Below are 22,583 nucleotides of genomic sequence, written 5' to 3'. Positions count from 1 at the left end.
TGCCTACGCTCCCGAGCCGCCCAGCGACTTGCCGCCATCCACGAAGATGACTTGGCCCGTGATGAAGTCCATATGCGGCGCGGCCAGAAAGGACACGGCATTGGCGATGTCTTGCGGCCGGCCCGCGCGGCCGGTGGGCTGCAGGGCCAGCTGCGCGGCCATGCGCTCCGGCGTCAGGTTGCGCAGCAATGGCGTGTCGATGAGGCCGGGGGCGATGGCGTTGACCAGGATGCCCCGTCCGGCCAGCTCCATCGCGGATGCGCGGGTGTAGCCGACCAGCGCCGCTTTCGACGCGACGTAATGCGGGTGATTTTTGGCGCCCAGATAGGCGCGCGACGCGATGTTCACGATCTTGGCGCCCGGCTGCATGGCGCGCGCCGCCTCTTGCGTCAGCGTGGCGACCGCCAGCAGGTTGACGTCGAAGGCGCGGCGGTAGTCATCGCTCGTCACGTCGAAGAACGTGCGTTCGTCAAACAGGCCAGCGTTGTTCACCAGCGCGGCCAGCGGCGGCAATGACCGCGCCAGTTCGCGCGTGGCAGCCTCGTCGGCGAGGTCCACGACGCGATGGTCGACGTCCAGTCCCCGGTCGGCCAGCGCCCGTGATTCCTTGTCCGCCAGCGCCGCATTGCGATCGGCCATCACGACGCGAAAGCCGTCGCTCGCCAGCCGTTCCACGATCGCCAGGCCCATGCCGCTTGCACCGCCCGTGACCAACGCCGTACCCAGACTCATGATTTCTCCTTAAACGGCCAGATAGCCGCCGTCCACCGGCAGCACCACGCCATTGACATAGCTGGCCAGGTCCGAGGCCAGGAAGAGGATGGGGCCGACGATTTCGTCGGCGCGCCCAGCGCGGGCCATGGGCGCGCGTCCCATGTACCAGTCGGTGCCGTTCGCCTGGGCGCGCTGCCCGGCGGTCATCTCGGTTTCCATCAGCCCGGGCGCCACGGCGTTCACCCGCACGCCGTAGGGGGCGAGATCACGGGCCAGCACTTCCGTGAACGAGCGCACCCCGCCCTTGGATACGACGTAGCCCGCCGTCGAAATGCCGCAGCCATAGGCCACGATGGAACACAGGTTGACGATCGCGCCGCGCGTGGCCTTGAGCTGCTCGACAAAGGCATGCGTGACGTTGAACGTGCCCTGCAGGTTCACTTGCATCACGCGCGCCCAGATCTCGGGCGTATGCGGATCGTCGAACGGCGCGCGCGCCGAGATGCCGGCGTTGTTGACCAGGATGTCCAGCGGCCCGTGGCGGGCCGCGCAGCCGGTGGCAAAGGCGCGCACGGCCTGCGCATCAGTCACGTCCAGCGCGGCATGCGCGGCATGGCCGCCGCCCGCAATGATGGCTTGCGCCGAGGCGGTGGCCAGCGCCGCGTCCACGTCGGTCACGATCACCTGCGCGCCTTGGCGCGCGAAGCCCTGCGCAATGGCGGCGCCCAGGCCGCGCCCGGCACCCGTCACGAGGACGCGCTTGTCTTGCATCGAGATCATGGCTCTTTCCTCTTTGCGCCTAGGCGCCCAGATAGGCGCGCTGCACGCCTTCGTCGCTGGCGAGCGCGGCGGATTCCCCATCGAGCGCGATCTCGCCGTTTTCCAGGATGTACGCGTGGCTGGACACCGATAGCGCCAGTTTCACGTTCTGTTCCACCAGCAGAATCGTGATGCCCTGCTCGCGGTTCAGCCGCAGGATGATGTCGAAGATCTGCTCGACCACCAGCGGCGACAGCCCCATGGAGGGTTCGTCCATCAGGATCATGCGAGGCCGCGCCATCATGGCGCGGCCGGTCGCGAGCATCTGCTGCTCGCCGCCGGAGAGCGTGGCGGCCTTTTGCTCGAAGCGTTCGCGCAGGCGTGGAAAGGTGTCGCACACCATGTCCATGTCCTGCCGGACCGCGGCGCGGTCGCGGCGCAGGTAGGCGCCCATTTCCAGGTTCTCGCGCACGCTCATCTCGCGGAAGATCTCGCGCCCCTCCGGCACCTGCACGATGCCGCGGCCCACGACCGCGTCGGCGGACAGGCGATGGATGGGTTCGCCTGCGAAACGCACGGCGCCCGCCGTGGGCGAGACCAGGCGCGAGATCACGTTCAACGTCGTGGACTTGCCCGCGCCATTGGCGCCCAGCAGCGCCACGATGGCGCCTTGCGGGACTTTCAGCGATACGTCCTGCAGTGCGCGGATGTTGCCGTAGGCGGCCGACACCGCATCGACTTCCAGCAGAATCTCAGCCACCGGCTGCTCCCTTGCCCAGATAGGCTTCGATGACGCGGGGGTTGCTGCGCACCTCCCCGGGCGTGCCCTCGGCGATCTTCTCGCCAAACGACATGACGGTGATGCGATCCGATATCGACATCACCAGTTGCATCACGTGTTCCACCAGCAGCACGGTGATGCCGTCGCGTTCGCACAGTTCGGTCAACAGCCGGTCCAGCGTTTCGATTTCGCGATTGCGCAGCCCCGCGGCGGGTTCGTCCAGCAACAGCAGCTGCGGCGAAATCGCCAGCGCGCGTGCCAGCTCCAGCATCTTCTGGCGCCCGAAGTCCAGGCTGCACGCAGGCGTATCCAGGAAGTCGGCCAAGCCGACGCGCTCCAGCAGATGTTCCACGCGCTCCCGTGCCTCGGCCGCGGCGGGCCGCAGCAACTTGCCCGCGCTGTTCGCGCCGTGCGCGTACGTGCCCAGCAGTGCGTTCTCGCGCACGGTCAGCGCGCCAAAAAGTTCGAGGTTCTGGAAGGTGCGCGCCACGCCCAGCGCCGCCATCTCGTGCGGCTTCTTGCCCGTGATGTCGGCGCCGTTGAACGTGATGCTGCCGCTCGTGGGACGGTAGTAGCGCGATATGCAGTTGAACGTCGTCGACTTGCCGGCGCCGTTGGGGCCGATCAGCGCATGGATGCGGCCGCGCTCCACCTGCATGGACAACCCGTTGATGGCGGTCAGGCCGCCGAACTTCACCGTCAGGCCTTGCACGTCCAGGTAGGGATGGGTGCTCATGCCGCGCTCCTTTGAGGGGACTTGGACGCAGTGGCGGCCGCCCGCGATGCTGCGGGCAAGGGCGCTGCCGGCGGCGGCGCGCGACGGGCCGCGCGGCCGGCGAACAGGCCCTTGGGCGCGAACATCATGAAGCCCATCAGGATGAAGCCGTAGATGATTTCCTGGAAGGACAGTGCCTGGCGCAGCAGTTCCGAAATCAACCCGAAGGCCAGGGCCCCGGCGATGGCGCCACGCACGGAACCGATCCCGCCGACCACGACCATGGTCAGGATCAGGATGGTCGTTTGGAATCCCAGACTCTCCGGATGGATGAACGACGCGAACAGCGTGTACATGCCGCCGGCGATGCCGGCGTAGGCGGCCGACAGCGTGAACGCGGTGCGCTTGATGGCGTTGACGTTCACGCCCATCGCCTGCGCCGCAATGTCGCTTTCGCGTACGGCGCGAAACGCGGATCCCAGTTGCGAGCGCGACAAGGCAACGGTGGCCCACAGCAGCAGCGCGGCGATCACGACGACGAAGGGGTAGGCCTTTACGTCCGATACCAGTTCGTAACCGAACAGCGTGGCGGGAGAGATGCGGAATCCGTTGGACCCGTTGGTGACTGATTGCCAGTTCAGGAACACCCACTGCATCGCTTCACCAAACGCAAACGTGGACAGGGCCAAATAGATGTCGCGCATGCGTAGCGCAAGTGCGCCGATCAGGTAGCCCAGCGCGGCGGCCAGCAGTCCGCCCGCGATGATGGAGACGAAGAAGGGCGGATGCCACAGATTGTTGATGAGGCCAGCCGTGTAGATGCCGACGCCGTAGAAGGCCGCGTGCGACAACGCAAACTGCCCGGTTTCGCCGATGACCAGATGCAGGCCCAGCGCCAGCACCACGAACACCATCAGCAAATTGACGACGTAGATGACATAACCGCTTGCCATGAACGGCAGCGCCGCGAGCACGACAGCCATGAGCGCCAGCAGGATTCGATCGATCTTGTTGCTCATACTTTTTTCACCTGCAGTTTGCCGCCCAGCAACCCTTGCGGGCGTAGCAGCAGCACGACCATGATCGCCACGAACGGCGCCACCACGATGGCGTTGGTCGAAATGAACAGCCCCACCAGGTTCTCGGCGATGCCGATCACGAATCCGCCGACCACCGCGCCCGGCAGGCTGGTGATGCCGCCCACGATGGCGGCGGCATAGGCCAGGATGGCGATGTGGCCAATGTCGGGCGTGATGAGGATCTTCGGCGTGATGAGCAGCGCGGCGATGGCTGAGATCAGACCCGACAGCGCCCATACCATCATGCGGATGCGAGTCAGGTTCACGCCCGTCAGCCGCGCCGCCTTGGGGTTCATGCCCACGGCGCGCATGGCCCGGCCCACGCGCGTGTAGGTGAACATGCCAAAGAGCAGCAGCATGACGGTGACCGCGACGGCAAAGATCAAGAGGTCAAGCCGGGTCAGCACGGCGTCGCCGATGATGACGGCATCGGTCGATGCGAGCGGCGGCAGGGATCGCGGGGTATCGCCCAAGCCCGACGTGCGCACGAGTCCCTTCAGGGCGTACGCGAGGCCGAGCGTGGCGATGACCATCTGCACTCCCACGCCCTTGGACGCGATGACGCGTTCCATGACGACGCGCTGGAACAGGCCCGACAGGACGGCCACCCCGACCAGCGTGACCGGAATGACCGCCAGGTAGGGCCATCCCATCACCAGAATGAGGAACAGCGCGATGTAGCCGCCCACCATGAAGATCTCGCCCTGGGCGAAATTCGGTACATCGGTGGTCTTGAAGATAATGACGACGGCGACGGCCAGCAACGCATACACGCTGCCCGTCACCAGCCCCGACAGCACCCCCTGCTGCAGGAACAACCAGGTATCGGCAAAGCTCATGATGTTCTCCGGCAGCCCGCGCGATGCTGCGCCATCGCGCGGGCATGGCCCATGATGGACCGCGGGTTACTTCTGGTACTGCCAGGTGCTCTTGAAGGCGCCCGGCACGAGGGTCATGTTCGTGCCGTCGAACTTGATGTAGATGGCGGCTTCCTGCGCGGCGCGGTCGCCGGGGCCGAACTCGATGGGGCCTGCCATGACGCCGGAGTCGAACTTCATGGTTTCCAGCGCCTGCAGCACCTTTTCACGTGTGGGCTGGGGGCCGGCGGCCTTCAACGCGTTCACCACCGCCATGGCGGGCGGAATGCCGTAGGGCATGTAGGACTGCGGATGCCCGGGCTTGGCCGCCAGGTCGGGATAGGACTGCTTGTACATGTCGTACACCCAGGTCAGCTTCGGGCCGCCCGGCAGGTCGGCCAGCACGTCCTGGATGTAGACGTTCTTGAAGGCGTCCTTGTTGCCCACGTTCTCCACGAGCTGCTTGAGGTCCGCCGTGCCGTTGACCGCCAGCACGATCGGTTTGTTCCAGCCCAGTTCGTGCGCCTTCTTGATGATGAGGGCGGCGGGGCGCGCATAGGTGGTCAGCAGCAGGACGTCCGGATTGCCCGCGCGGATCTTCAGCATGGGCGCGGTCACGTCGGTGATGTTGGAATTGACCGACTGCACCTGCAACGCCGGATCGCCAAGCTGCTTTGCCTGAGCCTGCGCGGCTTCCAGGTTCCAGCCGCCGTACGCGTCGTCGTGATTGATGTAGCCGATCTTCTTGGCCTTCAGGTGTTCCGATGCGAACTGCACCATCGACCCGCCGACGGCGTGCTGCGAGATCGAGAAGGCGCCGTAGATGTACTTGGACGGCGGGTAAAGCGCGCCGTCGCCGGAGGCGTTCAGCATGACCAGCGGCACCTTTTCGCGCTCGATGTATTCGCGCGATGCGACGACGGCTGCCGAGCAGGAGCCGCCGTTCAACAGGAAGACCTTGTCCTGTTCGTTCAGCTTCTTCACGGCGGCGACGAGATCGTTGGCGTTGCATCGGTCGTCTTCGATGACCAGCTCGATCTGGCGACCGTTCACCCCGCCTTCCTTGTTGACCTTGGCGTACCACATCTTGGCGGCATTGAGCACGTCGAAACCGTAGGCCATGCCGCTGCCCGACAGCGGCGCAAAGACGCCGATCTTGATGGTCTTGTCCGTGATCCCCGGTTCCTGCTGCGCCTGCGCGGTGGCCGACAAGGCCATGGCGCACAGTGCGGCAGCGGCCGCATAGCGACTACGTTGGTTCATGCTTTGTCTCCCGTTCTTTTTAAGTGCGCGTCTTTGGTGGATGACGCTCTTGCTGCGCTGACGGCCATGCCGCCCGTAACCCTTACTGCATGCGATATCCGCCGTTCACGTCGATGACGCTGCCGGTGATGTAGCCCGCGTCTTCCGATACCAGGAACCGCACGGCGGCTGCCACTTCTTCCGCCGAGCCGATGCGGCCCAACGGAATGGCTTGGGCGGCCGCTGCCAGCGCACCACTGCTGGTGACGGTACTGCGCAGCATGTCGGTGTCGATCAGGCCCGGCGCAATGCCGTTGGCTGTGATGCCGAGATGCGCGGCTTCCCGGGCCATCGCCTTGGTCAGGCCGAGAACGGCGGACTTGGCGGCGATGTACGAGGCGCTTGAGCGGTAGCCGCCAAGCTGCGCGGCGACCGACGTGAAGGTGACGATCCGGCCATGCGCCAGTGGTGTGGCCTCGCGACGGCGCAGGTACGCGCGTCCGCAAAGAAACACGCCGCGCGCGTTCACGGCAAAACTGCGTTCCCAGATGTCGAGCGACGTGTCCTTGATGAGAGGGCGCTCACCGTTCTCCTGGAACAGCAGCAATCCGGCGGCGCTGACCAGCACCGCGATGGGGCCATGCTGGCTTTCGATCTGCTCGAACGCGCCTTCGACGGCCGCTTCGTCGCTGACGTCGAAGGCGTGAGCGGCATGCGGCGCGCCCAGTTCGTCGGCGACGCGCCGCGCGCGCCCGGCGTCCACGTCCGACACCACCACGCGCAGGCCGGCCTGTGCCAGCTCGCGGCAGATCGTTGCGCCGATGCCGCCGCCGCCGCCGGTGACGAGCGCGAGTCGGGGCGCCGGGCCGGCGGCGGCCGGCTTGGATACATTGGTCATGCTGTCTCCTTGCGTGGCGTGCCGATCAGCCTGGGTATGAGGCCGGCCGCCTGTCTGATTTTTTGCGATTATGTATACATGGCGAGACCGTAGGTATAGGTGCTTACCCTGAACGTCGTTTGATTTACGGCAGACGCACTAAGAAAATCCCGAATGAGGGTCGAAGGCGAGTCGCCGTATGTATTCTTCATGTATACAATCCGGCCATGGATACGCTATCTCAACATGTCACGGACACGCTGCGGGACTGGGTGCTGCACGGCAAATTCAGCCCCGGCGCGCGACTGGAAGAAATCCCGCTGGCCGAAAAGCTGGGGGTGTCGCGCACGCCGGTGCGCGCGGCGCTCGCTACGCTGGGCAACGAAGGCCTGCTTGAACACCTGCCCAAGCGCGGCTATACCGTGCGGGCATACGACATCGGGGAGATCGTGGCGGCTTATGAGGTGCGGGCCGCCCTGGAGGGGCTGGCGTGCCGGCAGGCGGCGCAGCGCGGGCTGTCAAACGATGCGGTGGCGGTGCTGAAGAATTGCCTGGACGAGGGCGACCGGATTCTTGCCAAGGGCGAACTGCTGCCCGAAGACCACCTGCCGTATCAGCAGGTCAACATCACCTTGCACAACGGCATTCTGGAGGCGGCGGGCAATCCGTGGGTCAGGAGGTTCGCAACGCAGGCGCAGGCGATTCCCTATGCGTCGGATCGGATCATCCTGTGGGAAGACCATGGGATCATCCTGCGCTCGCACGATGATCACCATCGGATCGTGAGCGCCATCATCGCCCGCGACGGGGCGCGGGCCGAGGACCTGATGCGCGAGCATGTGTACTACGCCGGCATCATCCTGAAAAACAACTACGAGCGGCTTGCCCAGGCGTACCGGGTCTGAACGATCCGGTGCGCCTGGCGCAGGCAGGTGGCGCAGGCCGCGGGCCCGCGCGACTTATTCCGTAATACCCGTTTCCAGGCAGGGCTTGAACTCGCCGGTATCCGGATCGCGCAGGAACAGAACGCCGGTGGCCACGCCGAAGTAGGCGCCGTGCAGTTCCAGCTCGCCCTTTTCAACGCGGCGGCGGATGGACGGGAACGTCATCAGGTTGTTCAGGCTGTGCGCGACGGTGGCCAGCTCCAGGCGCTTCAGGTTGGCCTGGCGGTCGCCGGTATCCGGCGACATGCCCTTGGCGACGGGTTCGATCTGCGACATCCACTTGCCGATGAAATCGCTCTTGCTGAGCGGCGTGGCGTCGTCGAAGAAGAAGCGGATGCCGCCGCAGGAGGCGTGGCCCAGCACGACGATGTGCTTGACGTTCAGGCCGTTGACCGCGAACTCGATCGCGGCGCTGGTGCCGTGGTACGACGATTCCGAGTCCGGGTCACAGGGCGGCACAAGGTTGGCCACGTTGCGCACGACGAACATCTCGCCGGGGCCGGCATCAAAGATCGCTTCGGGCGACACGCGCGAGTCGCAGCATCCAATGATCAGGATTTCCGGGCTTTGGCCGATTTCGGCCAGCTTTTGATAACGGCTGCTTTCCGTCTGGAAGCGGCCGTCCAGGAAAGATTGATAGCCTTCGGAGAGTCTTTTGGGAAACATGATCTTCACGTCCTAGTATCGAGGCCAGGCTTGCTGGCGCGCCGGCATACGCAAGAAGGGGCTTCGTGTGGAAGCCCCTTTTATCGAGTCGGCAGACGGGATTTTCCCATAACTGGCCTGAGAGCCACCTGTCTAGACCCTGATTACAAAAGGGTTTTTGGGAGGCGATCGAACGGCGGGCGGCCCTACCGGGCGGCCACGTCCAGCGCGGTCACGCGGGTGAATTCCAAGGGCGTGATGGCCTTGACCACCTTGATCTGGCCCGGGGCAAAGGGGCCGACGACGTCTTCGCTGACTCGGCCGATCTCGCGGTTCTGCGCGTCATACAGGACGTAGGTCAGGAGGACGCTGTTGACGGGGCGCTCGGACTGGTTGGCAAGAAAACCGGTAATCGTGGAGACGTTTCGGGTGCTGTCGCGCACGGCCTGCACATTGCCCAGGGTGATGCCGTAGGCAAGGCTTTGCGCGGCGGCGGCGCCGGACAGGCCGGCCAGCACGGCGAGCGCGGCAAGGGCGAGATTCTTCATGGTGGTCTCCTGATGCAGTCCGCGGCGGCGATTGTGGCAGGGCCTCGCGGCGCGGGGTATGCGTATCTCACTCCTTTCCGGGCGGGGATACAACGGGCCAGATGGATGAATGGGTAACAGGTTGCGGCGGATATTGCGAATGCTGGGGGTTTGTCCGATGATGACCGGGCCGGCGCCTTGGCCGGCGGACCGTGCCGCCCGCGTTGCGCGTGCCATTGCGCTTGGGGGCGCTCAAGGGAGGAACTCATGCTTTCCCGTACCAGTCAGCTGGCTTCGGCCATTCTGTTGTCCGCATGTTTTGCCGGCGCGCAGGCGCAGACCCCCGCCGCTCCCGCAACCGCCAAGACGCCCACGCCGCAGCAGCAGCGCATGTCGGACTGCAACAAGTCCGCCGAGGGCAAGAAGGGCGACGACCGCAAGGCTTTCATGAGCAGTTGCCTGAAAGGCGAGGAACCGGCCAAGCAACTGACGCCGCAGCAGCAGAAGATGAAGGACTGCAATGCCAAGGCCGCGGAACAGAAACTGGCCGGCGACGCGCGCAAGACGTTCATGAGCACCTGCTTGAAGGGGTGAGCGACCGGCAAGAGAAAACGCCAGACGATGTCTGGCGTTTTTCATTGGCCCGGCGACGGATACGGTCAAGTGCCTGACACCGGACCCAAGCACCTCACGCCGTTGCAATCGGCGTGACCGGCGATCCGATCGCGTGGGGCAGGCGCAGCGGGGGCGCCGTCAGCATGAAGTGGTGGCGGCCGTTGGCAAACAGGAAGTCCGCCAGATCCTTCAGATACCACAGCTCCGCCAGCGGCAGGCCCAGCTTGAACAGGCAGTGGTGATGCAGCGGCAGCATGGGACGCGCGCCGGTTTTTTCGCGGGCGGGGTAGGCCTCGACGGCGTAGTTGTCGGCGCAGATGGCGGCGATGCCGCTATCGGTGATCCATTGCAGCAGCGCGTCGTCGGTGCCATCCAGCGCGGCGCCGTAGGTGTGCAGCACTTCGGGGTCGGGCGTGCCGTTCATGGCGACCACGGCTTCGGCGTAGCCGGTGCGCAGCACCAGCATGTCGCCGCGCTCGACCGTGATCCCATCCGTTTCCAGCACGTGCATCAGTTCGGCATGGCCGATCAGCGTGCGGCCCGGGCCGTAATGGCGGAACAGGTCGACCAGCACGCCGCGGCCCTGCATGCCCTTCTGCGCCAGGTTTTCGACGCCCAGTTTCAGCGCGGCGGACGGGCCGCCGCTGTTGCAGCCGCAGCCGGTGTGGTCGCTATCGTTGGGTCCCACGACGTCCACGCCCGCCTGAAAGCCGTTGTAGTAGCGCAGCTCGGGCGTGCCGTCGCCATCGGCATCAAACAACGCGCCGACGTGCGCCAGCGCGTCCCATTGCGTCGAGTACTGCATCGACAGCAGCACCTGGTCGTCGCTCAGCACGTCGAGCGCGTCGGGATTGACGTTCTTCAACGGGAAGTTCAGGTACGGGGTGTCCTTGAGCCTGGTCGGGCTCAGTTGCGGCGGATGGCGGCGCGGGTTGAGCACGTTGCCGCCGGGCAGGTCCAGCGGCAGCGACAGGCAGAAAGTCTTGCCGGCGCGGATCTCGCGTGCGCCCTTCAAGACCTGTTCTTCGGTGATGAGATTCAGGCGGCCGAGTTGGTCGTCGGGCCCGAAGTCGCCCCAGTTGGAGCCTTCGGGCCGATGCTTCCAGCGTTGCATGCGGCTTACTCCGTCAGGAAGTCGACGACCGCGCGGGTGAAGGCTTCCGGTTGCTCCCAGTTCGAGATGTGGGAGGTGTTCAATTCGACATAGCGCGCGCCGGGGATGGCGGCCGCGAGTTCCTGGCCTTGCGCGGGCGTGGCGGCCAGGTCGTGCGTGCTGCTGATGACCAGCGTGGGGGCCGTGATGGAAGACACCTGCTCGCGAAAGTCGGCGTCGCGCAGCGCGGCGCAGTTGCCGGCGTAACCGGCATCCGGCGTGCGGCGCAGCATGTCGATCAGCACTTGCGTCAGGCCCGGCTCGGCGGCGCGGTAGCCGTCGGTGAGCCAGCGTTCGACCAGCGTGGGCGCCATCTTTTCAAGCGTCTGCTCGGCCACGGCGGCGATGCGGGTGCTCCAGCCTTCGGCCGAGCCGATGCGCGCGGCGGTGTTGCACAGGACCAGCTTGCCGACCAGTTCGGGGCGCGCCAACGCCAGCCACAGGCCGGTCGGGCCGCCCATCGACAGGCCGCAGAAGTGCGCGCGCTTGATGTCCAGGTGGGCCAGCAGTTCGGCGACGTCGTTGCCCAGCTGCTCGAAGCTGTAGTCGCCTTCGGGAACCGACGACTTGCCGTGGCCGCGGGTGTCGTAGCGCAGCACGCGGAAGTGGCGGGTCAGTTCGGGGATCTGGCGGGCCCACATGTCGGCGTTGGTGCCCAGCGAGTTGGAGAGCACGAGCACCGGCGCGTCGGCGGGGCCATCGATGACGTAGAACAGCCGTGCCTGGCTGAGATCGGCGTAAGCCATGGGGAATTCCTTTGGGGAAAGCCGCGGCCGCGCAAGCAGGCGGCCGCGTGGGTATTACAGGTGGCAGACGCCGTCGACGTAGGCTTTGCGCCAGCGGGTGATGGTCACGCGGTCGAACAGGTCGGCCTGCGCGAACGGATCGGCGTCGATGAACTGCTGCGCGGCTTCGCGCGTGTCGACATCGACGATGTACAGCCCGCCGCCCGCATCCTTGCCGTCATCCTGCAGCTTGGCGCCGCACGCCAGCAGCAACTGCTTGTTGGCGTCCAGGTATTCCAGGTGCTTGGCGCGGTGCTGCTGGCGCATTTCCTGGTGGTTGGGCTTGTCGAAGGTTTCGATGATGTAGGGCATGCGAGGCTCCTGTCAGATCGCCGAGGGATGGCGCGCGAGCGCGGTGACTTCGATATCCATGTACGGGAAAAGCGGCAGCGACGACAGCAGCGTGTGCAGTTCGTCGTTGTTTTCGACGTCGAAGATGCTGACGTTGGCGTAGCGGCCGACGACGCGCCACAGGCTCTTCCACTTGCCATCGCGCTGCAGCTGCTGCGCCAGGGCCTTTTCGTCAGCCTTCAGTTTGTCCGCGCGTTCGGCGGGCATGTCGACGGGCAGATTGACCTGCATTTGAACCATGAACAACATGATGGACTCTCCATGATGCCGCCCCGGCGCGCGGGGCGGTGTAATGGCAATTAAGGGAATTCAGTTCGCGAACTTCAGCGGCAGGCCGGTCAGGCGCAGCAGCTCATCGGCGGTCATATCGCCAAAGATGTCGGTGACCGTCACCCCATCCTTGTTGATGTCGAACACCGCAACGTCCGTGTACACGCGCGACACGCAGCGCACGCCGGTCAGCGGATACGTGCAGGCTTCGACCAGCTTGCTCTGGCCTTCGCGGGTCTGCAGTTCCATCATCACGAAGACGTCCTTGGCGCCGATCGCCAGGTCCATCGCGCCGCCGACGGCGGGGATGGCGTCGGGCGCGCCGGTGTGCCAGTTGGCCAGGTCGCCATGCTGCGAGACCTGGAAGGCGCCCAGCACGCAGATGTCCAGATGGCCGCCGCGCATCATCGCGAACGAATCGGCGTGATGGAAAAACGAGCAGCCGGGCTGTTCGGTGACGGGCTGCTTGCCGGCGTTGATGAGGTCGTAGTCTTCCTCGCCCTTGGCGGGCGCGGGGCCCATGCCCAGCATGCCGTTTTCGGTGTGCAGGATGATTTCGCGGCCGGCGGGCAGGTGGTTGGCGACGAGCGTGGGCAGGCCGATGCCCAGGTTGACGTAGGCGCCTTCAGGAATGTCCTGCGCGACGCGGGCGGCGATCTGGTCGCGGGTCAGTTTGGTGCTCATTGCTGCTCCTTGGCGGCCTGCTGGCCTGCGATCTGCACGACGCGCTTGACGAAGATGCCGGGGGTGACGACGGTTTCGGGGTCGAGCTCGCCCAGTTCGACGATCTCGCGGACCTGCGCCACGGCCACGCGCGCGGCGCTGGCCATGATGGGACCGAAGTTGCGGGCGGTCTTGCGGTAGACCAGGTTGCCCCAGCGGTCGCCGCGTTCGGCCTTGATCAGGGCGTAGTCGGCGTGCAGCGGATACTCCAGCACGTACTGGCGGCCGTTGATCTCGCGGGTTTCCTTGCCGTCGGCCAGCGGGGTGCCGTAGCCGGTGGGCGTGAAGAACGCGCCAATGCCGGCGCCGGCGGCGCGGATGCGCTCGGCCAGATTGCCTTGGGGCACCAGTTCCAGTTCCAGCTTGCCGCTGCGGTACAGGCCGTCAAAGATCTGCGAGTCCGCCTGGCGCGGAAACGAGCAGATGATCTTGCGCACGCGGTTGGCGCCCAAGAGGGCGGCGAGGCCCGTGGTGCCATTGCCGGCGTTGTTGTTGATGATGACCAGGTCCTTGGCGCCCTGTTCAAGCAGGGCGTCGATCAGTTCCATGGGCTGGCCGGCGGTGCCGAAGCCGCCGATCATGACGGTGGCGCCATCGGGGACGTCCGCCAGGGCGGCGGCAGCGCTTGCAACAGTCTTAGAGATCATGATGTTCGCTCATAGGTGGCGTGTCATAATTTGTTCTTCTTTCGAACTTTCGTTCTTCTGAAGAACATCGTTTCATGGGGAATGCGAAGGCGTCAAGGCAAGCCCGCACGCCGCAATCTCCATCGTTCGGAGTCGCCCGCAAGGGGCAACGCAGGCTCGCCGCGGCGGGCCTTTTACTCGTGGAACCAGACGGATGGCCGAGCAAGATCCCCAGCAACCCAGCGACAGTTACGTGCAGTCCTTCGCGCGCGGCCTGTCGGTGATCCGGGCCTTCGGCCCCGACCGTTCGCAGATGACGCTGTCCGAGGTGGCCGCGGTGACGGGCCTGACCCGCGCCGGCGCGCGCCGCATCCTGCTGACGCTGGAACACCTGGGCTACGTCACGGCCGACGACCGCAAGTTCTCGCTGACCCCGCGCATCCTGGAACTGGGCTACGCCTATCTGTCGGGCACGCCGCTGTGGAACCTGGCGCTGCCCTACATGGAAGAAGTCGCCGAGCTGACGCGCGAGTCCTGCTCCGTGTCGGTGCTGGAAGGCGCCGACATCGTGTACATCCTGCGCCTGTCGACCCATAAGGTGATGACGATCAATCTGGCCGTGGGCAGCCGCTTGCCGGCGTGGGTGACGTCGATGGGCCGTGTGCTGCTGGCGGGCCTGCCGGAAGTTGAGCTGGACCGGGTGCTGGCGATGAGCCAGATCCAGACCTATACGGCGGAAACCGTCACCGACATCGCCGAATTGAAGCGCGTGCTGGCCGGCGTGCGTGCCGACGGTTACGCCTGCGTGGCGCAGGAACTGGAACCCGGCCTGCAATCGGTGGCGGTGCCCATCATCGACCGCAGCGGCCGCGTGATCGCCGCGATGAATGTCAGCGGTCATGCCAACCGTTTCTCGCGCGAGGCGATGCTGGAAGCCTTTCTGCCGCCGCTGCGCCGCGCCGCCGACCAGATCAACCACGCGCTGCTGCGCCGCTAGGCAACGCCTGCGGGCGGCAGAGATGTTGGTCGGGGCGGACATGGCGGCCGCGCTCAGATGGGCGCGACGCCGAGCGTCGTGCCGCCGCAGACATACAGCATCTGGCCGGTGACGAACCCGTTGTCGGGCGACAGAAAGAACATCGCGGCGCGCGCGACATCTTCGGGCGTGCCCAGGCGCTTGACGACGATGCTGTTGATGATGCGTTCGGTCTGCGGGGCGCCGGCCGGATTGCTCTTGGTGAAGAGGTCGGTGGCGATGGGGCCGGGGCCGATGGCGTTGACGGTGATGCCGTCGCCGCCCAGTTCCATGGCCAGCGTCCGGGTCAGGCCCACGAGCCCGGCCTTGGTGGCCGAATAGACCACGCGATCCGGCTTGCCCAGCGCGGCGCGCGACGACATGTTGACGATGCGGCCAAAGCCGGCTTCGCGCATGGCGGGCAGCGCGGCCTGCACCAGGATGAGCGCGGTGCGCAGATGCAGATTGACGACGTAGTCCAGGTCCGCCAGCGTGGCGGTGTCGGCCGTGCCGGGCCGCGTGGCGCCGGCGTTGTTGACGAGACCGACGATGTTGAACGCGCTGGTGACTTCGCGCGCGACTTCCTGCGTGCGCGCCTCGTCGGTCAGGTCGGCCTGATACGAGACCAGACCCGCCGGCGGATTCTCGGGCAGCTTGTAGTCGATGTTGACGACCTTGTGGCCGGCATCGAGCAGCATGCGGATGATGGCGGCGCCGATCCCGGCGCTGCCGCCGGTGACGAGATATGCGGTGGGTTTGGTCATATCGGTTTCCGTTCAGTGTTCAAGAACTCAATGGGTCAAATAGCCCCATGCCAATACTGCGGTGATGTGGATCACGCCGACCCACAGCATCATGATGACGGTATAGCCCATCACGTCGCGCAGCTTGAGCTTGGACAGGGCCAGCGCCGGCAGGATCCAGAAGGGTTGCACCAGATCATTCCAGGCGTTGCCCAGCATGACGGCCATGGTGGTCTGGTTGAGCGCGCTGCCGATTTCCTTGGCGGCGTCGATCATGAACGGACCCTGGATGACCCAGTGGCCGCCGGCGGACGGCGCGAAGAAGTTGATGACGAACGAGCTGATCAGGCCCCAGAACGGCAGGGTTTCAGGCGTGGCGACGTCGACGAAGACCGCGGAAATCGTGGTGACCAGACCCGAGGCGGCCATGATGGCCATGATGCCGGCGTAAAACGGGTACTGCAGGATGATCCCGGAAATGGTCTTGATGCCTTCGGTCAGTTTGGCGACGTAGGCGGCGGGCGTGCCGAGCAGGATGATGCCCAGGAACAGGATGATGAAGTTGATGAGGTTCAGGTCGAGCGAACCGCCGTCCATGAAGTGAAAGACGACGTAAGCCACGCCGAGCGCGCCAATCAGCATGCTGAGCAGGCGGCTGTTGTTGAGCTTGGAGGCGATGGTGCCCTTTTCGAGCATGTCTTCCGCGGCGTTGGACGCGTTGGCGTCGCGGTCGATGTTGGGATCGACTTCGACAATGGCCTCGCCCTTCTTGGGGTGCAGCCAGGCGTTGAGCAGCGGCAGGGTGATGATGATGACCAGGCTGGTGAGCAGCATGGGCACGGAGAAGATGGTTTCCGACAGGGGGATGGTGCCCATCTGCGCGGCGGTGGGGTGGCCGGGCGTGGCGACAAGCACGGGGATGCTGGCGGACAGGCCAAGACCGTACATGGTGAAGCCGCTGTAGGCGGCGGCGATGATCAGGGGGTAGTGGACGCCCTTGACCTTCAGGGCCAGCTTCTTGGCGACGATGCCGCCGATGACCAGACCAAAGCCCCAGTTCAGGTAGCTGCCGACGCCGCCGACCAGGGTGGCGACGATGATGGCGGTGTGCGGCTTGTGGACGTGGCTGACGATGCGGTTGAGCAGGCGGTCGGTCAGCGGCGCGGTGGCCAGCACGTAACCCATGGCAAGGATGACGGCCATCTGGGTGGTGAAGGCCAAGAGGCTCCAGAAGCCTTTGCCCCAGGCGCGGGTGACGTCGCCGATGCCTTGTCCTTCGATGCCCATGGCGAGCAGCACGGTGAGCAGGGTCAGCGCGATCGCAAAGACGAAGGGATCGGGCAGATACTTGCGCATCAGCTCGGTAAAGAATGAAGCCAGTTTATTCATGGTGCCTCCAACAACTCCGTAAGGCGGTTCTCTGATGTCCGGCGGCGCGCGTGATCGGGTGACGATGCGGGCGTGTCGGACGATTGCTTTTCTTTGTGTGGGTGGGCTCGTGGCCCGATGGCGCGGTCGGTCTTGGCCGCCGCGCTTTTTGTGAATGCTTGAGAACGGCTCAGGAGCCGCTGGCTTTGCCGTTCAGCCACGCGGCCAGTTCGCCGAGGGCGGCGCTTTTTTCGCGCAGGACGCGTTCGCGGCGTTCGGGGCTCCAGGTGTAGAAGCCCTGGCCGCTCTTGGCGCCGATGTGGCCGCTGTCGACTTTGCTTTTGAGCAGGTCGGAGGGTTCGGTGCGGTTTTCGAGGTCTTTGTACAGATAGCTGGCGATGGCGTAGTGGACGTCGATGCCGTTCATGTCGCGCTGCTCTAGCGGGCCGGACAGGGCGAGGCGGATGCCCAGGCTCCACTTGACGACTTCGTCGATGTCTTCCGCGCTGGCGACGCCTTTCTCCAGCAGGGAGATGGCTTCGCGGGCGAGGGCGTGCTGGATGCGGTTGGCGATGAAGCCGGGGATGTCCTGCCGAACGAGAACGGGGCGCTTGCCGCCGAAACGCAGGGTGGCCATGACTTTGGCGACGGTGTCCTCGGCGGTGTCGTCGTTGCGGACGACTTCGACGAGGGGGATGACGTCGGCAGGGGTGAAGAAATGGGTGCCGACAAAGCGGTCGCGGCGCTGGACGGCGGTGGCGATGGCGTTAATCGACAGGCCGGAGGTGTTGGTGGCGAAGATGGTGTGCGCGGGGCACAGGGTGTCCAGTTTGCCGAAGATGCCGCGCTTGAGGTCAAGGTTTTCCGGGACGGCTTCGATGACGAGGTCGCTGGTGGCGGCGGCTTCCAAGCCGGGTTCCAGTCGGATGCGCTGGATGGCTTGCTGGACTTCGCCGGGGGCGTAGACGTTGAGCTGACGTTCGATGGTCTTCAGGGCCCGTTCCAGGGCGCCTTCGACGGGATCAATCAGAACGACGTCGAGTCCCTTCGAGGCGAACAGCGCGGCAATGCCGCTGCCCATGGCGCCTGCGCCGATGACGGCGAGATTCTTGAGGGGAGTGTCCATGATGGCTCGCTTGGTGCTTGCGGCTGCTGCTTGCAGGCGGGCACGCGGGGACCAGGGGTGATGCTGTCTCGTCCGGGGTGCCTTTCTGTGCGCGCTTGGCCAGAAAAATCTTTGTGTTCTATATACGAACATTTGTGCGTGTATAGAATTTCTGTGGGGATAGTACTAAAAGTTGCTGGGGGTGGACAAATGGGGGGTGGGGGTGTTCGGTGGGTGGACGGTGGGGGTTGGCTGAGTGGGGCGCTGGCTGCGGGCTTGCGGTTGGCGGGGTTCTTTTGACGCCCGGCGCGTCGTCGGCCTGGGGCGCGCGGGGCTCCGATTGCGGTCCGGAGCCTTCGCTCCGGACTGCCCCTTCGTCAATCTCGTACGCCTTCGGCTCCCTTCGATTTCCCTCGGGCGCATCTACACGCCCCGCGCACCCCAGGCCGACGACGCGCCGGGCTCCGGTGGTTTCAGCTTGGCGGGCGCGGGGGCGGGTGGAGTTCTTGAGGTTCTTGCCTGTGCTTGTGCGGGTTTGAAGCGTCTCGCGGTGCCCGCCCCGCGTCGGCCGCGCGGGCGGCCTGGCGGGGCTTACGCGGTGTCTTGCGTCGGTGCGATGACGCTTCGCGCTGGCGCAGTCTTCTTGGTGCCTGACGGCCGCCGAGATGCAGATGCTCTCAGGTGTCTGACACCCCTACGCACCGCCGCTTGAGTCTGCGCGACGTGGCCGGGTGTCTGACACCGGCCGCAAGCTGCGATCCTGCCGGCGCCAACCAACACCCACGGCTCGTCTCCACGCCAAGGGTTCTTATCCCGAATTCCGCAGCCCCGCCGCGATCCCGTTGATCGTCAGATGAATCGCGCGCTGCACCCGCTTGTCGACCTCCGCGTTGGGATTCTTCTGCACCGCGCGATGCCGCCGGATGAGGTCAACCTGCAGGTAATTCAACGGGTCGATGTAAGCGAAGCGTTCCCGCAGGGCGATCTGCAACGTGGGGTTGTCGGCGAGCAGTTCGCGTTGCGTCAGCAGCTTGAGCATGGCGATGGTACGGCCGTGTTCGGCGCTGATGGCGCCGAAGATGCGTTCGCGCAAAGCGCGTTGGGGGACGAGCTGGGCGTAGCGGGCCGCGATGGCGAGGTCGGATTTGGCCAGGACCATTTCCATGTTGGAAAGCAACGTGCGGAAGGCGGGCCAGTCGCGTGCCATTTCGCGCAGTTGTGCAAGGCGGCCGCGGCGGGAGCGGGGGGCGTCGGGGGCGCCGGTTTCGAGGTAGGCCTCGATGGCCGAACCCATGCCGTACCAGCCGGTGAGCATGAGGCGGCATTGGGCCCAGGAGAAGCCCCAGGGGATGGCGCGCAGGTCTTCGATGCGCTGGCCTTTCTTGCGGGAGGCGGGGCGCGAGCCGATGTTCAGGCCGGCGATTTCGCTGATGGGGGTGGCGGCGAAGAAGTATTCGGCGAAGCCGGGGGTGTCGTAGACGAGGCCGCGATAGGTGCGTTGGGCGGTGTCGGACATGAAGGACATGGCGGGGCCGTGGTGGGCCATGTGGGCGTCTTCGGCGCTGGTGGCTTCGGCGCGCGGGGCGAGGCTGGATTCGAGGGTGGCGGCGATGAGCAGTTCAAGGTGCCAGCGGCCGACTTCGGCGTCCTTGTATTTGCTCTGGATGACTTCGCCTTGTTCGGTCAGCCGGATCTGGCCGGCGACGGTGCCGGGAGGCTGGGCGAGGATGGCGTCGAAGCTGGAGCCGCCGCCGCGTCCGACGGAGCCACCGCGGCCGTGAAAGAGGCGCAGGCGGACGTTGCGGGTGGAGAAGACGTCGACGAGTGCGCGTTCGGCCTGGTAGAGCGACCAGTTGGACGTGAGAAAGCCGCCGTCCTTGTTGCTGTCGGAGTAGCCCAGCATGACTTCCTGCGCGCCGTTCTGCGCGAGCTTCACGCGCTGGCGGACTTCGGGCAGGTCGAGCCAGGCGGCCATGATGTCGGCGCCGCGCTGCAAGTCGGGGATGGTTTCAAAGAGGGGCACGACCATGAGGCCGTCTTCGGCGGGGATGTCCTGCCCGGCGGGCGCGATGAGGCCGGCTTCCTTCTGCAGGACCATGACTTCGAGCAGGTCGCTGAGGGTTTCGGTGTGCGAGACGATGGTCTGGCGCACGGCCTGCTTGCCGTAGCGGGCGCGGCCGGCGGCGGCGGCGCGCAGGACGGCGAGTTCGCGGGTGGTGTCTTCGGAGTAGGCGATCCAGGGCGATGCGAGCGGGCGCGCCTGCGCGAGTTCGGCGCGCAGCAGGTCGACGCGTTGTTCTTCGGATAGCGCCAGGTAGTCGAGGGGCTTGCCGTCGTGGGTGACGCCGGCGCGCGAGAAGAGTTCGGCGAGCGCGGCTTCGTGGACGTCTGAGCTTTGGCGCAGGTCGACGGTAGCCAGGTGAAAACCGAAGACCTCGACGGCCTGCTGCAGGCCGGACAGGCGCAGTTTGGCGAGCGGGGCGCCGTGGTGCGCGCCGAGCGACGCGGCGATGACGGCGAGGTCGGCGGCAAGCTCTTGGGGGGCGTCGTAGGCGGGGGCGGCGACGGTGCTGCGGCGGGCGAGGTTCTGGCCGGTCAGGCGCAGCGCGGTGGCGGCCAGGCGGGCGTAGATGCCGACGAGGGCGCGCCGGTAGGGTTCGTCGCGGCGGTGGGGGGAGTCGTCGCCGCTGCGCTCGGCGAGCGCGAGCAGTTCGGGGTCGGCGGCGATGAGCAGGGTGGTGATGGAGAGTTCGGCGCCGAGGGCGTGGACTTCTTGCAGGTAGTGTTCGAAGAGGACGGTGGCCTGGCGCAGGAGGGCGCGTTCCAGCGTGGCGGCGTCGACGTTCGGATTGCCGTCGCGGTCGCCGCCGATCCAGCTGCCCATGCGCAGGAAGGGTTCGAGCGGCGGCGGCGGGGCGGCGAAGGGCTTGGCGGATTCGCGGTTGAGCAGCTTGGAGAGGTCGCCGTAGAGGCGCGGGATGACCTGCAGGAAGGTGCTGCGGTAGTACGAGAGCGCGTTTTCGATTTCGTCGGCGACGGTCAGGCGCGTGTAACGCAGCATGCGGGTCTGCCACAGAGTGGCGACGCGGCCGAGCAGGGCAGTGTCGAGTTCGGCCAGCTCGTCGGGCGTGAGCTGGGCTTCGCGTTGCGCGAGGGCGGTGGAGATTTCGCGGTGTACGTCGAGGGTGCTCTTGCGCTGGACTTCGGTGGGGTGCGCGGTGAGGACGGGCATGACGCAGGCCTCGGCCAGCAGGCGGCGGATGCGCGCGACGCCGACGCCTTGTCCGCTGAGAATCTGAATGGCTTCTCGCAGGCTGCCGCGCGCGGGCGTGCCGTCGGTGAGGGCGCGGGCGCGCTGGCGGCGGTTCTGGTCGCGGTCTTCGGCGATGTTGGCCAGGTGCAGGAAGTAGCTGAAGGCGCGGGCGACGGAGTTGGGGTCGCTGCCTTGCAGGCGTTTGACGCGCTGTTCGAGCAGTTTGCTGTCGGCGTCGTCGCCTTCGCGGCGAAATTTGACGGCGGTGCGGCGCAGAGTCTCGATGGTGTCGAAGACGCGCTTGCCTTCGCATTCTTCGATGACTTCTCCTAACAGCCGGCCTAACAGCCGGATATCGTGACGCAAGGGTTCTGCGGAATCGGACTGCGTGCGCTTGGCATTCATCGTGCGGGGATCCGTCTGACGGCTGTTGGAAGGGGATTGAATCGAAGCGGGCGTTGCGGGCAAACCTTGAAAATGATCGGTCGATTTTACGCAGCGTTCCTTACGGGGGAGGCGGTTTGCTCGGTTAAAGTGCGGGGTATCCCTTCGTCATTCCAGAAGCCCCCTTTATGCAAAATCATCAACGTCGCGCGCTCGTGCTGTTTTCGGGCGGGCAGGATTCCACCACTTGTCTCGCCTGGGCGCTGGAACGCTATGCGCATGTGGAGACGGTGGCGTTCGATTACGGACAGCGGCATCACATCGAACTGTCGGCGCGGTTGAATGTGCTGCGTGAGATCCGGGCCAATTTTCCGGACTGGGCGGCGCGTCTCGGCGAGGACCATCTGCTGGACCTGAAGGTGCTGGGGCAGGTGGGCGATACGGCGATGACCAGCGACCGGGCGATCGAGATGCAGGCGAATGGCTTGCCGAATACGTTTGTGCCGGGGCGCAATCTGCTGTTCCTGACGCTGGCGGCGGCGCTGGGGTATCGGCGTCAGCTGGATGTGCTGGTGGGGGGGATGTGCGAGACGGATTTCTCCGGCTATCCGGATTGCCGGGATGACACGATCAAGGCGCAGCAGGTGGCGTTGGGGTTGGGGCTCGGGTCACGGGTGACGATCGAGACGCCGTTGATGTGGATCGATAAGTCCGAGACCTGGGCGTTGGCTTATGCGCTGGGTGGGGATGCGTTGGTGGAGACGATCGTCGAGGAAAGCCATACGTGTTATCTCGGGGAGCGGGGGGCTCGGCATGATTGGGGGTATGGGTGCGGGGAGTGCCCGGCTTGCAAGCTGAGGAAGATCGGGTGGGAGAAGTGGGTGGTGGCTTCGGCGGCTGAGGGGTGAGCTGCCGGTCATTTTCTGCTGCTTGGAAGGTGGAAGCGTTGACGGTTTCGTATTGGTTTGTGGTTTGAAGTTTTGGCCGCTTTGGTGCCATGGGGTTGGTTCTTGAGGCGCTCGTTGTTTCGGCGGTCTGGGCTGGTTCTTTAG

At 65.7% G+C, this 22,583-nt stretch carries 24 protein-coding genes; 4 read left to right on the top strand and 20 right to left on the bottom strand.

All coding sequences use genetic code 11. The features are described 5' to 3' along the window. Positions 1-3: 3 nt before the first annotated feature. The 8 genes from CLM73_RS26455 to CLM73_RS26420 form a co-directional block, all read right to left on the bottom strand. Entirely contained in the window at positions 4-732 is a 729-nt protein-coding gene (locus CLM73_RS26455) for an SDR family NAD(P)-dependent oxidoreductase (RefSeq protein WP_105240965.1), read from the bottom strand. A gap of 9 nt (positions 733-741) precedes the next feature. Further along, positions 742-1,494 (bottom strand): SDR family NAD(P)-dependent oxidoreductase, encoded by a 753-nt coding sequence (locus CLM73_RS26450; protein WP_105240964.1) that lies wholly within the window; start codon positions 1,492-1,494, stop codon positions 742-744. A 19-nt stretch (positions 1,495-1,513) separates the two neighbouring features. Beyond that, entirely contained in the window at positions 1,514-2,233 is a 720-nt protein-coding gene (locus CLM73_RS26445) for an ABC transporter ATP-binding protein (protein WP_105240963.1), read from the bottom strand. Next, positions 2,226-2,990 carry an ABC transporter ATP-binding protein gene (locus CLM73_RS26440; RefSeq protein WP_105240962.1) on the bottom strand — a complete coding sequence of 255 codons (765 nt, stop codon included), beginning with the start codon at positions 2,988-2,990 and terminating at the stop codon, positions 2,226-2,228. Before CLM73_RS26440 ends, CLM73_RS26445 begins: the two co-directional genes overlap by 8 nt. Next, the gene (locus CLM73_RS26435) at positions 2,987-3,988 is read right to left on the bottom strand and encodes a branched-chain amino acid ABC transporter permease (RefSeq protein ID WP_105240961.1); all 1,002 of its coding nucleotides are present in this window, start codon (positions 3,986-3,988) and stop codon (positions 2,987-2,989) included. The genes CLM73_RS26440 and CLM73_RS26435 overlap by 4 nt, the downstream gene beginning before the upstream one ends. Beyond that, a complete protein-coding gene (locus CLM73_RS26430; protein ID WP_105240960.1) occupies positions 3,985-4,887 on the bottom strand; it encodes a branched-chain amino acid ABC transporter permease in 903 nt (300 codons plus the stop codon). Before CLM73_RS26430 ends, CLM73_RS26435 begins: the two co-directional genes overlap by 4 nt. Positions 4,888-4,953: 66 nt before the next feature. Then, complete coding sequence (locus tag CLM73_RS26425) at positions 4,954-6,168, bottom strand: ABC transporter substrate-binding protein (protein ID WP_105240959.1); 1,215 nt, start codon at positions 6,166-6,168, stop codon at positions 4,954-4,956. A gap of 82 nt (positions 6,169-6,250) precedes the next feature. After that, on the bottom strand, positions 6,251-7,045 hold the full coding sequence (locus tag CLM73_RS26420) for an SDR family NAD(P)-dependent oxidoreductase (RefSeq protein ID WP_105240958.1): 795 nt from the start codon (positions 7,043-7,045) through the stop codon (positions 6,251-6,253). Positions 7,046-7,251: 206 nt separating this feature from the next. On the opposite strand from CLM73_RS26420, the gene CLM73_RS26415 reads away from it, so the two are divergent. Beyond that, positions 7,252-7,929: a GntR family transcriptional regulator gene (locus CLM73_RS26415; protein ID WP_105240957.1), complete on the top strand. Its 678-nt coding sequence runs from the start codon at positions 7,252-7,254 to the stop codon at positions 7,927-7,929. 54 nt (positions 7,930-7,983) lie between these two features. Here CLM73_RS26415 and CLM73_RS26410 read toward each other — a convergent pair whose 3' ends face one another. Both CLM73_RS26410 and CLM73_RS26405 read right to left on the bottom strand, forming a co-directional pair. Then, the gene (locus tag CLM73_RS26410) at positions 7,984-8,634 is read right to left on the bottom strand and encodes a carbonic anhydrase (protein ID WP_105241734.1); all 651 of its coding nucleotides are present in this window, start codon (positions 8,632-8,634) and stop codon (positions 7,984-7,986) included. Positions 8,635-8,819: 185 nt separating this feature from the next. Beyond that, the gene (locus CLM73_RS26405; protein ID WP_105240956.1) at positions 8,820-9,161 is read right to left on the bottom strand and encodes an FxLYD domain-containing protein; all 342 of its coding nucleotides are present in this window, start codon (positions 9,159-9,161) and stop codon (positions 8,820-8,822) included. A 246-nt stretch (positions 9,162-9,407) separates the two neighbouring features. On the opposite strand from CLM73_RS26405, the gene CLM73_RS26400 reads away from it, so the two are divergent. Beyond that, positions 9,408-9,734 (top strand): PsiF family protein, encoded by a 327-nt coding sequence (locus CLM73_RS26400; protein WP_105240955.1) that lies wholly within the window; start codon positions 9,408-9,410, stop codon positions 9,732-9,734. Between the two features lie 94 nt (positions 9,735-9,828). Here CLM73_RS26400 and CLM73_RS26395 read toward each other — a convergent pair whose 3' ends face one another. From CLM73_RS26395 to CLM73_RS26370, 6 genes are read right to left on the bottom strand one after another with little or no spacing between them, the layout of a single operon-like run. Then, complete coding sequence (locus CLM73_RS26395) at positions 9,829-10,869, bottom strand: cyclase family protein (RefSeq protein WP_105240954.1); 1,041 nt, start codon at positions 10,867-10,869, stop codon at positions 9,829-9,831. Between the two features lie 5 nt (positions 10,870-10,874). After that, the gene (pcaD, locus tag CLM73_RS26390) at positions 10,875-11,654 is read right to left on the bottom strand and encodes a 3-oxoadipate enol-lactonase (RefSeq protein WP_105240953.1); all 780 of its coding nucleotides are present in this window, start codon (positions 11,652-11,654) and stop codon (positions 10,875-10,877) included. 54 nt (positions 11,655-11,708) lie between these two features. Then, a complete protein-coding gene (locus tag CLM73_RS26385; protein WP_105240952.1) occupies positions 11,709-12,005 on the bottom strand; it encodes a YciI family protein in 297 nt (98 codons plus the stop codon). Between the two features lie 12 nt (positions 12,006-12,017). Beyond that, a complete protein-coding gene (gene catC, locus CLM73_RS26380) occupies positions 12,018-12,293 on the bottom strand; it encodes a muconolactone Delta-isomerase (RefSeq protein ID WP_056559790.1) in 276 nt (91 codons plus the stop codon). Positions 12,294-12,353: 60 nt separating this feature from the next. Further along, positions 12,354-12,998, bottom strand: a complete 645-nt coding sequence (locus tag CLM73_RS26375) for a 3-oxoacid CoA-transferase subunit B (RefSeq protein ID WP_105240951.1) — start codon at positions 12,996-12,998, stop codon at positions 12,354-12,356. Further along, positions 12,995-13,684, bottom strand: a complete 690-nt coding sequence (locus CLM73_RS26370; RefSeq protein ID WP_056559787.1) for a 3-oxoacid CoA-transferase subunit A — start codon at positions 13,682-13,684, stop codon at positions 12,995-12,997. Before CLM73_RS26370 ends, CLM73_RS26375 begins: the two co-directional genes overlap by 4 nt. A gap of 193 nt (positions 13,685-13,877) precedes the next feature. On the opposite strand from CLM73_RS26370, the gene CLM73_RS26365 reads away from it, so the two are divergent. Beyond that, positions 13,878-14,660: an IclR family transcriptional regulator gene (locus CLM73_RS26365; protein ID WP_105240950.1), complete on the top strand. Its 783-nt coding sequence runs from the start codon at positions 13,878-13,880 to the stop codon at positions 14,658-14,660. A 53-nt stretch (positions 14,661-14,713) separates the two neighbouring features. Here the strand turns inward: CLM73_RS26365 and CLM73_RS26360 are convergent, their stop codons facing one another. The 4 genes from CLM73_RS26360 to ppc form a co-directional block, all read right to left on the bottom strand. After that, on the bottom strand, positions 14,714-15,442 hold the full coding sequence (locus tag CLM73_RS26360) for an SDR family NAD(P)-dependent oxidoreductase (RefSeq protein ID WP_056559783.1): 729 nt from the start codon (positions 15,440-15,442) through the stop codon (positions 14,714-14,716). 27 nt (positions 15,443-15,469) lie between these two features. Then, a complete protein-coding gene (locus tag CLM73_RS26355; RefSeq protein WP_056559781.1) occupies positions 15,470-16,810 on the bottom strand; it encodes a short-chain fatty acid transporter in 1,341 nt (446 codons plus the stop codon). A 169-nt stretch (positions 16,811-16,979) separates the two neighbouring features. Beyond that, entirely contained in the window at positions 16,980-17,915 is a 936-nt protein-coding gene (locus CLM73_RS26350; protein WP_105240949.1) for a 3-hydroxyacyl-CoA dehydrogenase family protein, read from the bottom strand. Positions 17,916-18,702: 787 nt separating this feature from the next. Beyond that, complete coding sequence (ppc, locus tag CLM73_RS26345; RefSeq protein WP_105240948.1) at positions 18,703-21,552, bottom strand: phosphoenolpyruvate carboxylase; 2,850 nt, start codon at positions 21,550-21,552, stop codon at positions 18,703-18,705. Positions 21,553-21,719: 167 nt separating this feature from the next. Between ppc and queC the strand changes: the two genes are divergently transcribed. After that, positions 21,720-22,439, top strand: a complete 720-nt coding sequence (gene queC, locus CLM73_RS26340) for a 7-cyano-7-deazaguanine synthase QueC (protein WP_105240947.1) — start codon at positions 21,720-21,722, stop codon at positions 22,437-22,439. Positions 22,440-22,583 lie beyond the last annotated feature (144 nt).

The sequence above is a fragment of the Achromobacter spanius genome (assembly GCF_002966795.1).
In the GTDB taxonomy this organism is placed as follows: domain Bacteria; phylum Pseudomonadota; class Gammaproteobacteria; order Burkholderiales; family Burkholderiaceae_B; genus Achromobacter; species Achromobacter spanius_D.
The sequence above is the reverse complement of the archived record's forward strand: the minus strand, read 5'-3'. Positions and strand labels throughout refer to the sequence as shown.

What these genes read in the sequence shown, in the direction of transcription:
- CLM73_RS26375 (WP_105240951.1), bottom strand. Translation starts at nt 12,998, where the DNA reads ATGAGCACCAAACTGACCCGCGACCAGATCGCCGCCCGCGTCGCGCAG.
- CLM73_RS26360 (WP_056559783.1), bottom strand. Translation starts at nt 15,442, where the DNA reads ATGACCAAACCCACCGCATATCTCGTCACCGGCGGCAGCGCCGGGATC.
- ppc (WP_105240948.1), bottom strand. Translation starts at nt 21,552, where the DNA reads ATGAATGCCAAGCGCACGCAGTCCGATTCCGCAGAACCCTTGCGTCAC.
- catC (WP_056559790.1), bottom strand. Translation starts at nt 12,293, where the DNA reads ATGTTGTTCATGGTTCAAATGCAGGTCAATCTGCCCGTCGACATGCCC.
- CLM73_RS26350 (WP_105240949.1), bottom strand. Translation starts at nt 17,915, where the DNA reads ATGGACACTCCCCTCAAGAATCTCGCCGTCATCGGCGCAGGCGCCATG.
- CLM73_RS26435 (WP_105240961.1), bottom strand. Translation starts at nt 3,988, where the DNA reads ATGAGCAACAAGATCGATCGAATCCTGCTGGCGCTCATGGCTGTCGTG.
- CLM73_RS26355 (WP_056559781.1), bottom strand. Translation starts at nt 16,810, where the DNA reads ATGAATAAACTGGCTTCATTCTTTACCGAGCTGATGCGCAAGTATCTG.
- CLM73_RS26395 (WP_105240954.1), bottom strand. Translation starts at nt 10,869, where the DNA reads ATGCAACGCTGGAAGCATCGGCCCGAAGGCTCCAACTGGGGCGACTTC.
- queC (WP_105240947.1), top strand. Translation starts at nt 21,720, where the DNA reads ATGCAAAATCATCAACGTCGCGCGCTCGTGCTGTTTTCGGGCGGGCAG.
- CLM73_RS26385 (WP_105240952.1), bottom strand. Translation starts at nt 12,005, where the DNA reads ATGCCCTACATCATCGAAACCTTCGACAAGCCCAACCACCAGGAAATG.
- CLM73_RS26410 (WP_105241734.1), bottom strand. Translation starts at nt 8,634, where the DNA reads ATGTTTCCCAAAAGACTCTCCGAAGGCTATCAATCTTTCCTGGACGGC.
- CLM73_RS26425 (WP_105240959.1), bottom strand. Translation starts at nt 6,168, where the DNA reads ATGAACCAACGTAGTCGCTATGCGGCCGCTGCCGCACTGTGCGCCATG.
- CLM73_RS26415 (WP_105240957.1), top strand. Translation starts at nt 7,252, where the DNA reads ATGGATACGCTATCTCAACATGTCACGGACACGCTGCGGGACTGGGTG.
- CLM73_RS26420 (WP_105240958.1), bottom strand. Translation starts at nt 7,045, where the DNA reads ATGACCAATGTATCCAAGCCGGCCGCCGCCGGCCCGGCGCCCCGACTC.
- CLM73_RS26430 (WP_105240960.1), bottom strand. Translation starts at nt 4,887, where the DNA reads ATGAGCTTTGCCGATACCTGGTTGTTCCTGCAGCAGGGGGTGCTGTCG.
- pcaD (WP_105240953.1), bottom strand. Translation starts at nt 11,654, where the DNA reads ATGGCTTACGCCGATCTCAGCCAGGCACGGCTGTTCTACGTCATCGAT.
- CLM73_RS26455 (WP_105240965.1), bottom strand. Translation starts at nt 732, where the DNA reads ATGAGTCTGGGTACGGCGTTGGTCACGGGCGGTGCAAGCGGCATGGGC.
- CLM73_RS26405 (WP_105240956.1), bottom strand. Translation starts at nt 9,161, where the DNA reads ATGAAGAATCTCGCCCTTGCCGCGCTCGCCGTGCTGGCCGGCCTGTCC.
- CLM73_RS26365 (WP_105240950.1), top strand. Translation starts at nt 13,878, where the DNA reads ATGGCCGAGCAAGATCCCCAGCAACCCAGCGACAGTTACGTGCAGTCC.
- CLM73_RS26450 (WP_105240964.1), bottom strand. Translation starts at nt 1,494, where the DNA reads ATGATCTCGATGCAAGACAAGCGCGTCCTCGTGACGGGTGCCGGGCGC.
- CLM73_RS26400 (WP_105240955.1), top strand. Translation starts at nt 9,408, where the DNA reads ATGCTTTCCCGTACCAGTCAGCTGGCTTCGGCCATTCTGTTGTCCGCA.
- CLM73_RS26370 (WP_056559787.1), bottom strand. Translation starts at nt 13,684, where the DNA reads ATGATCTCTAAGACTGTTGCAAGCGCTGCCGCCGCCCTGGCGGACGTC.
- CLM73_RS26440 (WP_105240962.1), bottom strand. Translation starts at nt 2,990, where the DNA reads ATGAGCACCCATCCCTACCTGGACGTGCAAGGCCTGACGGTGAAGTTC.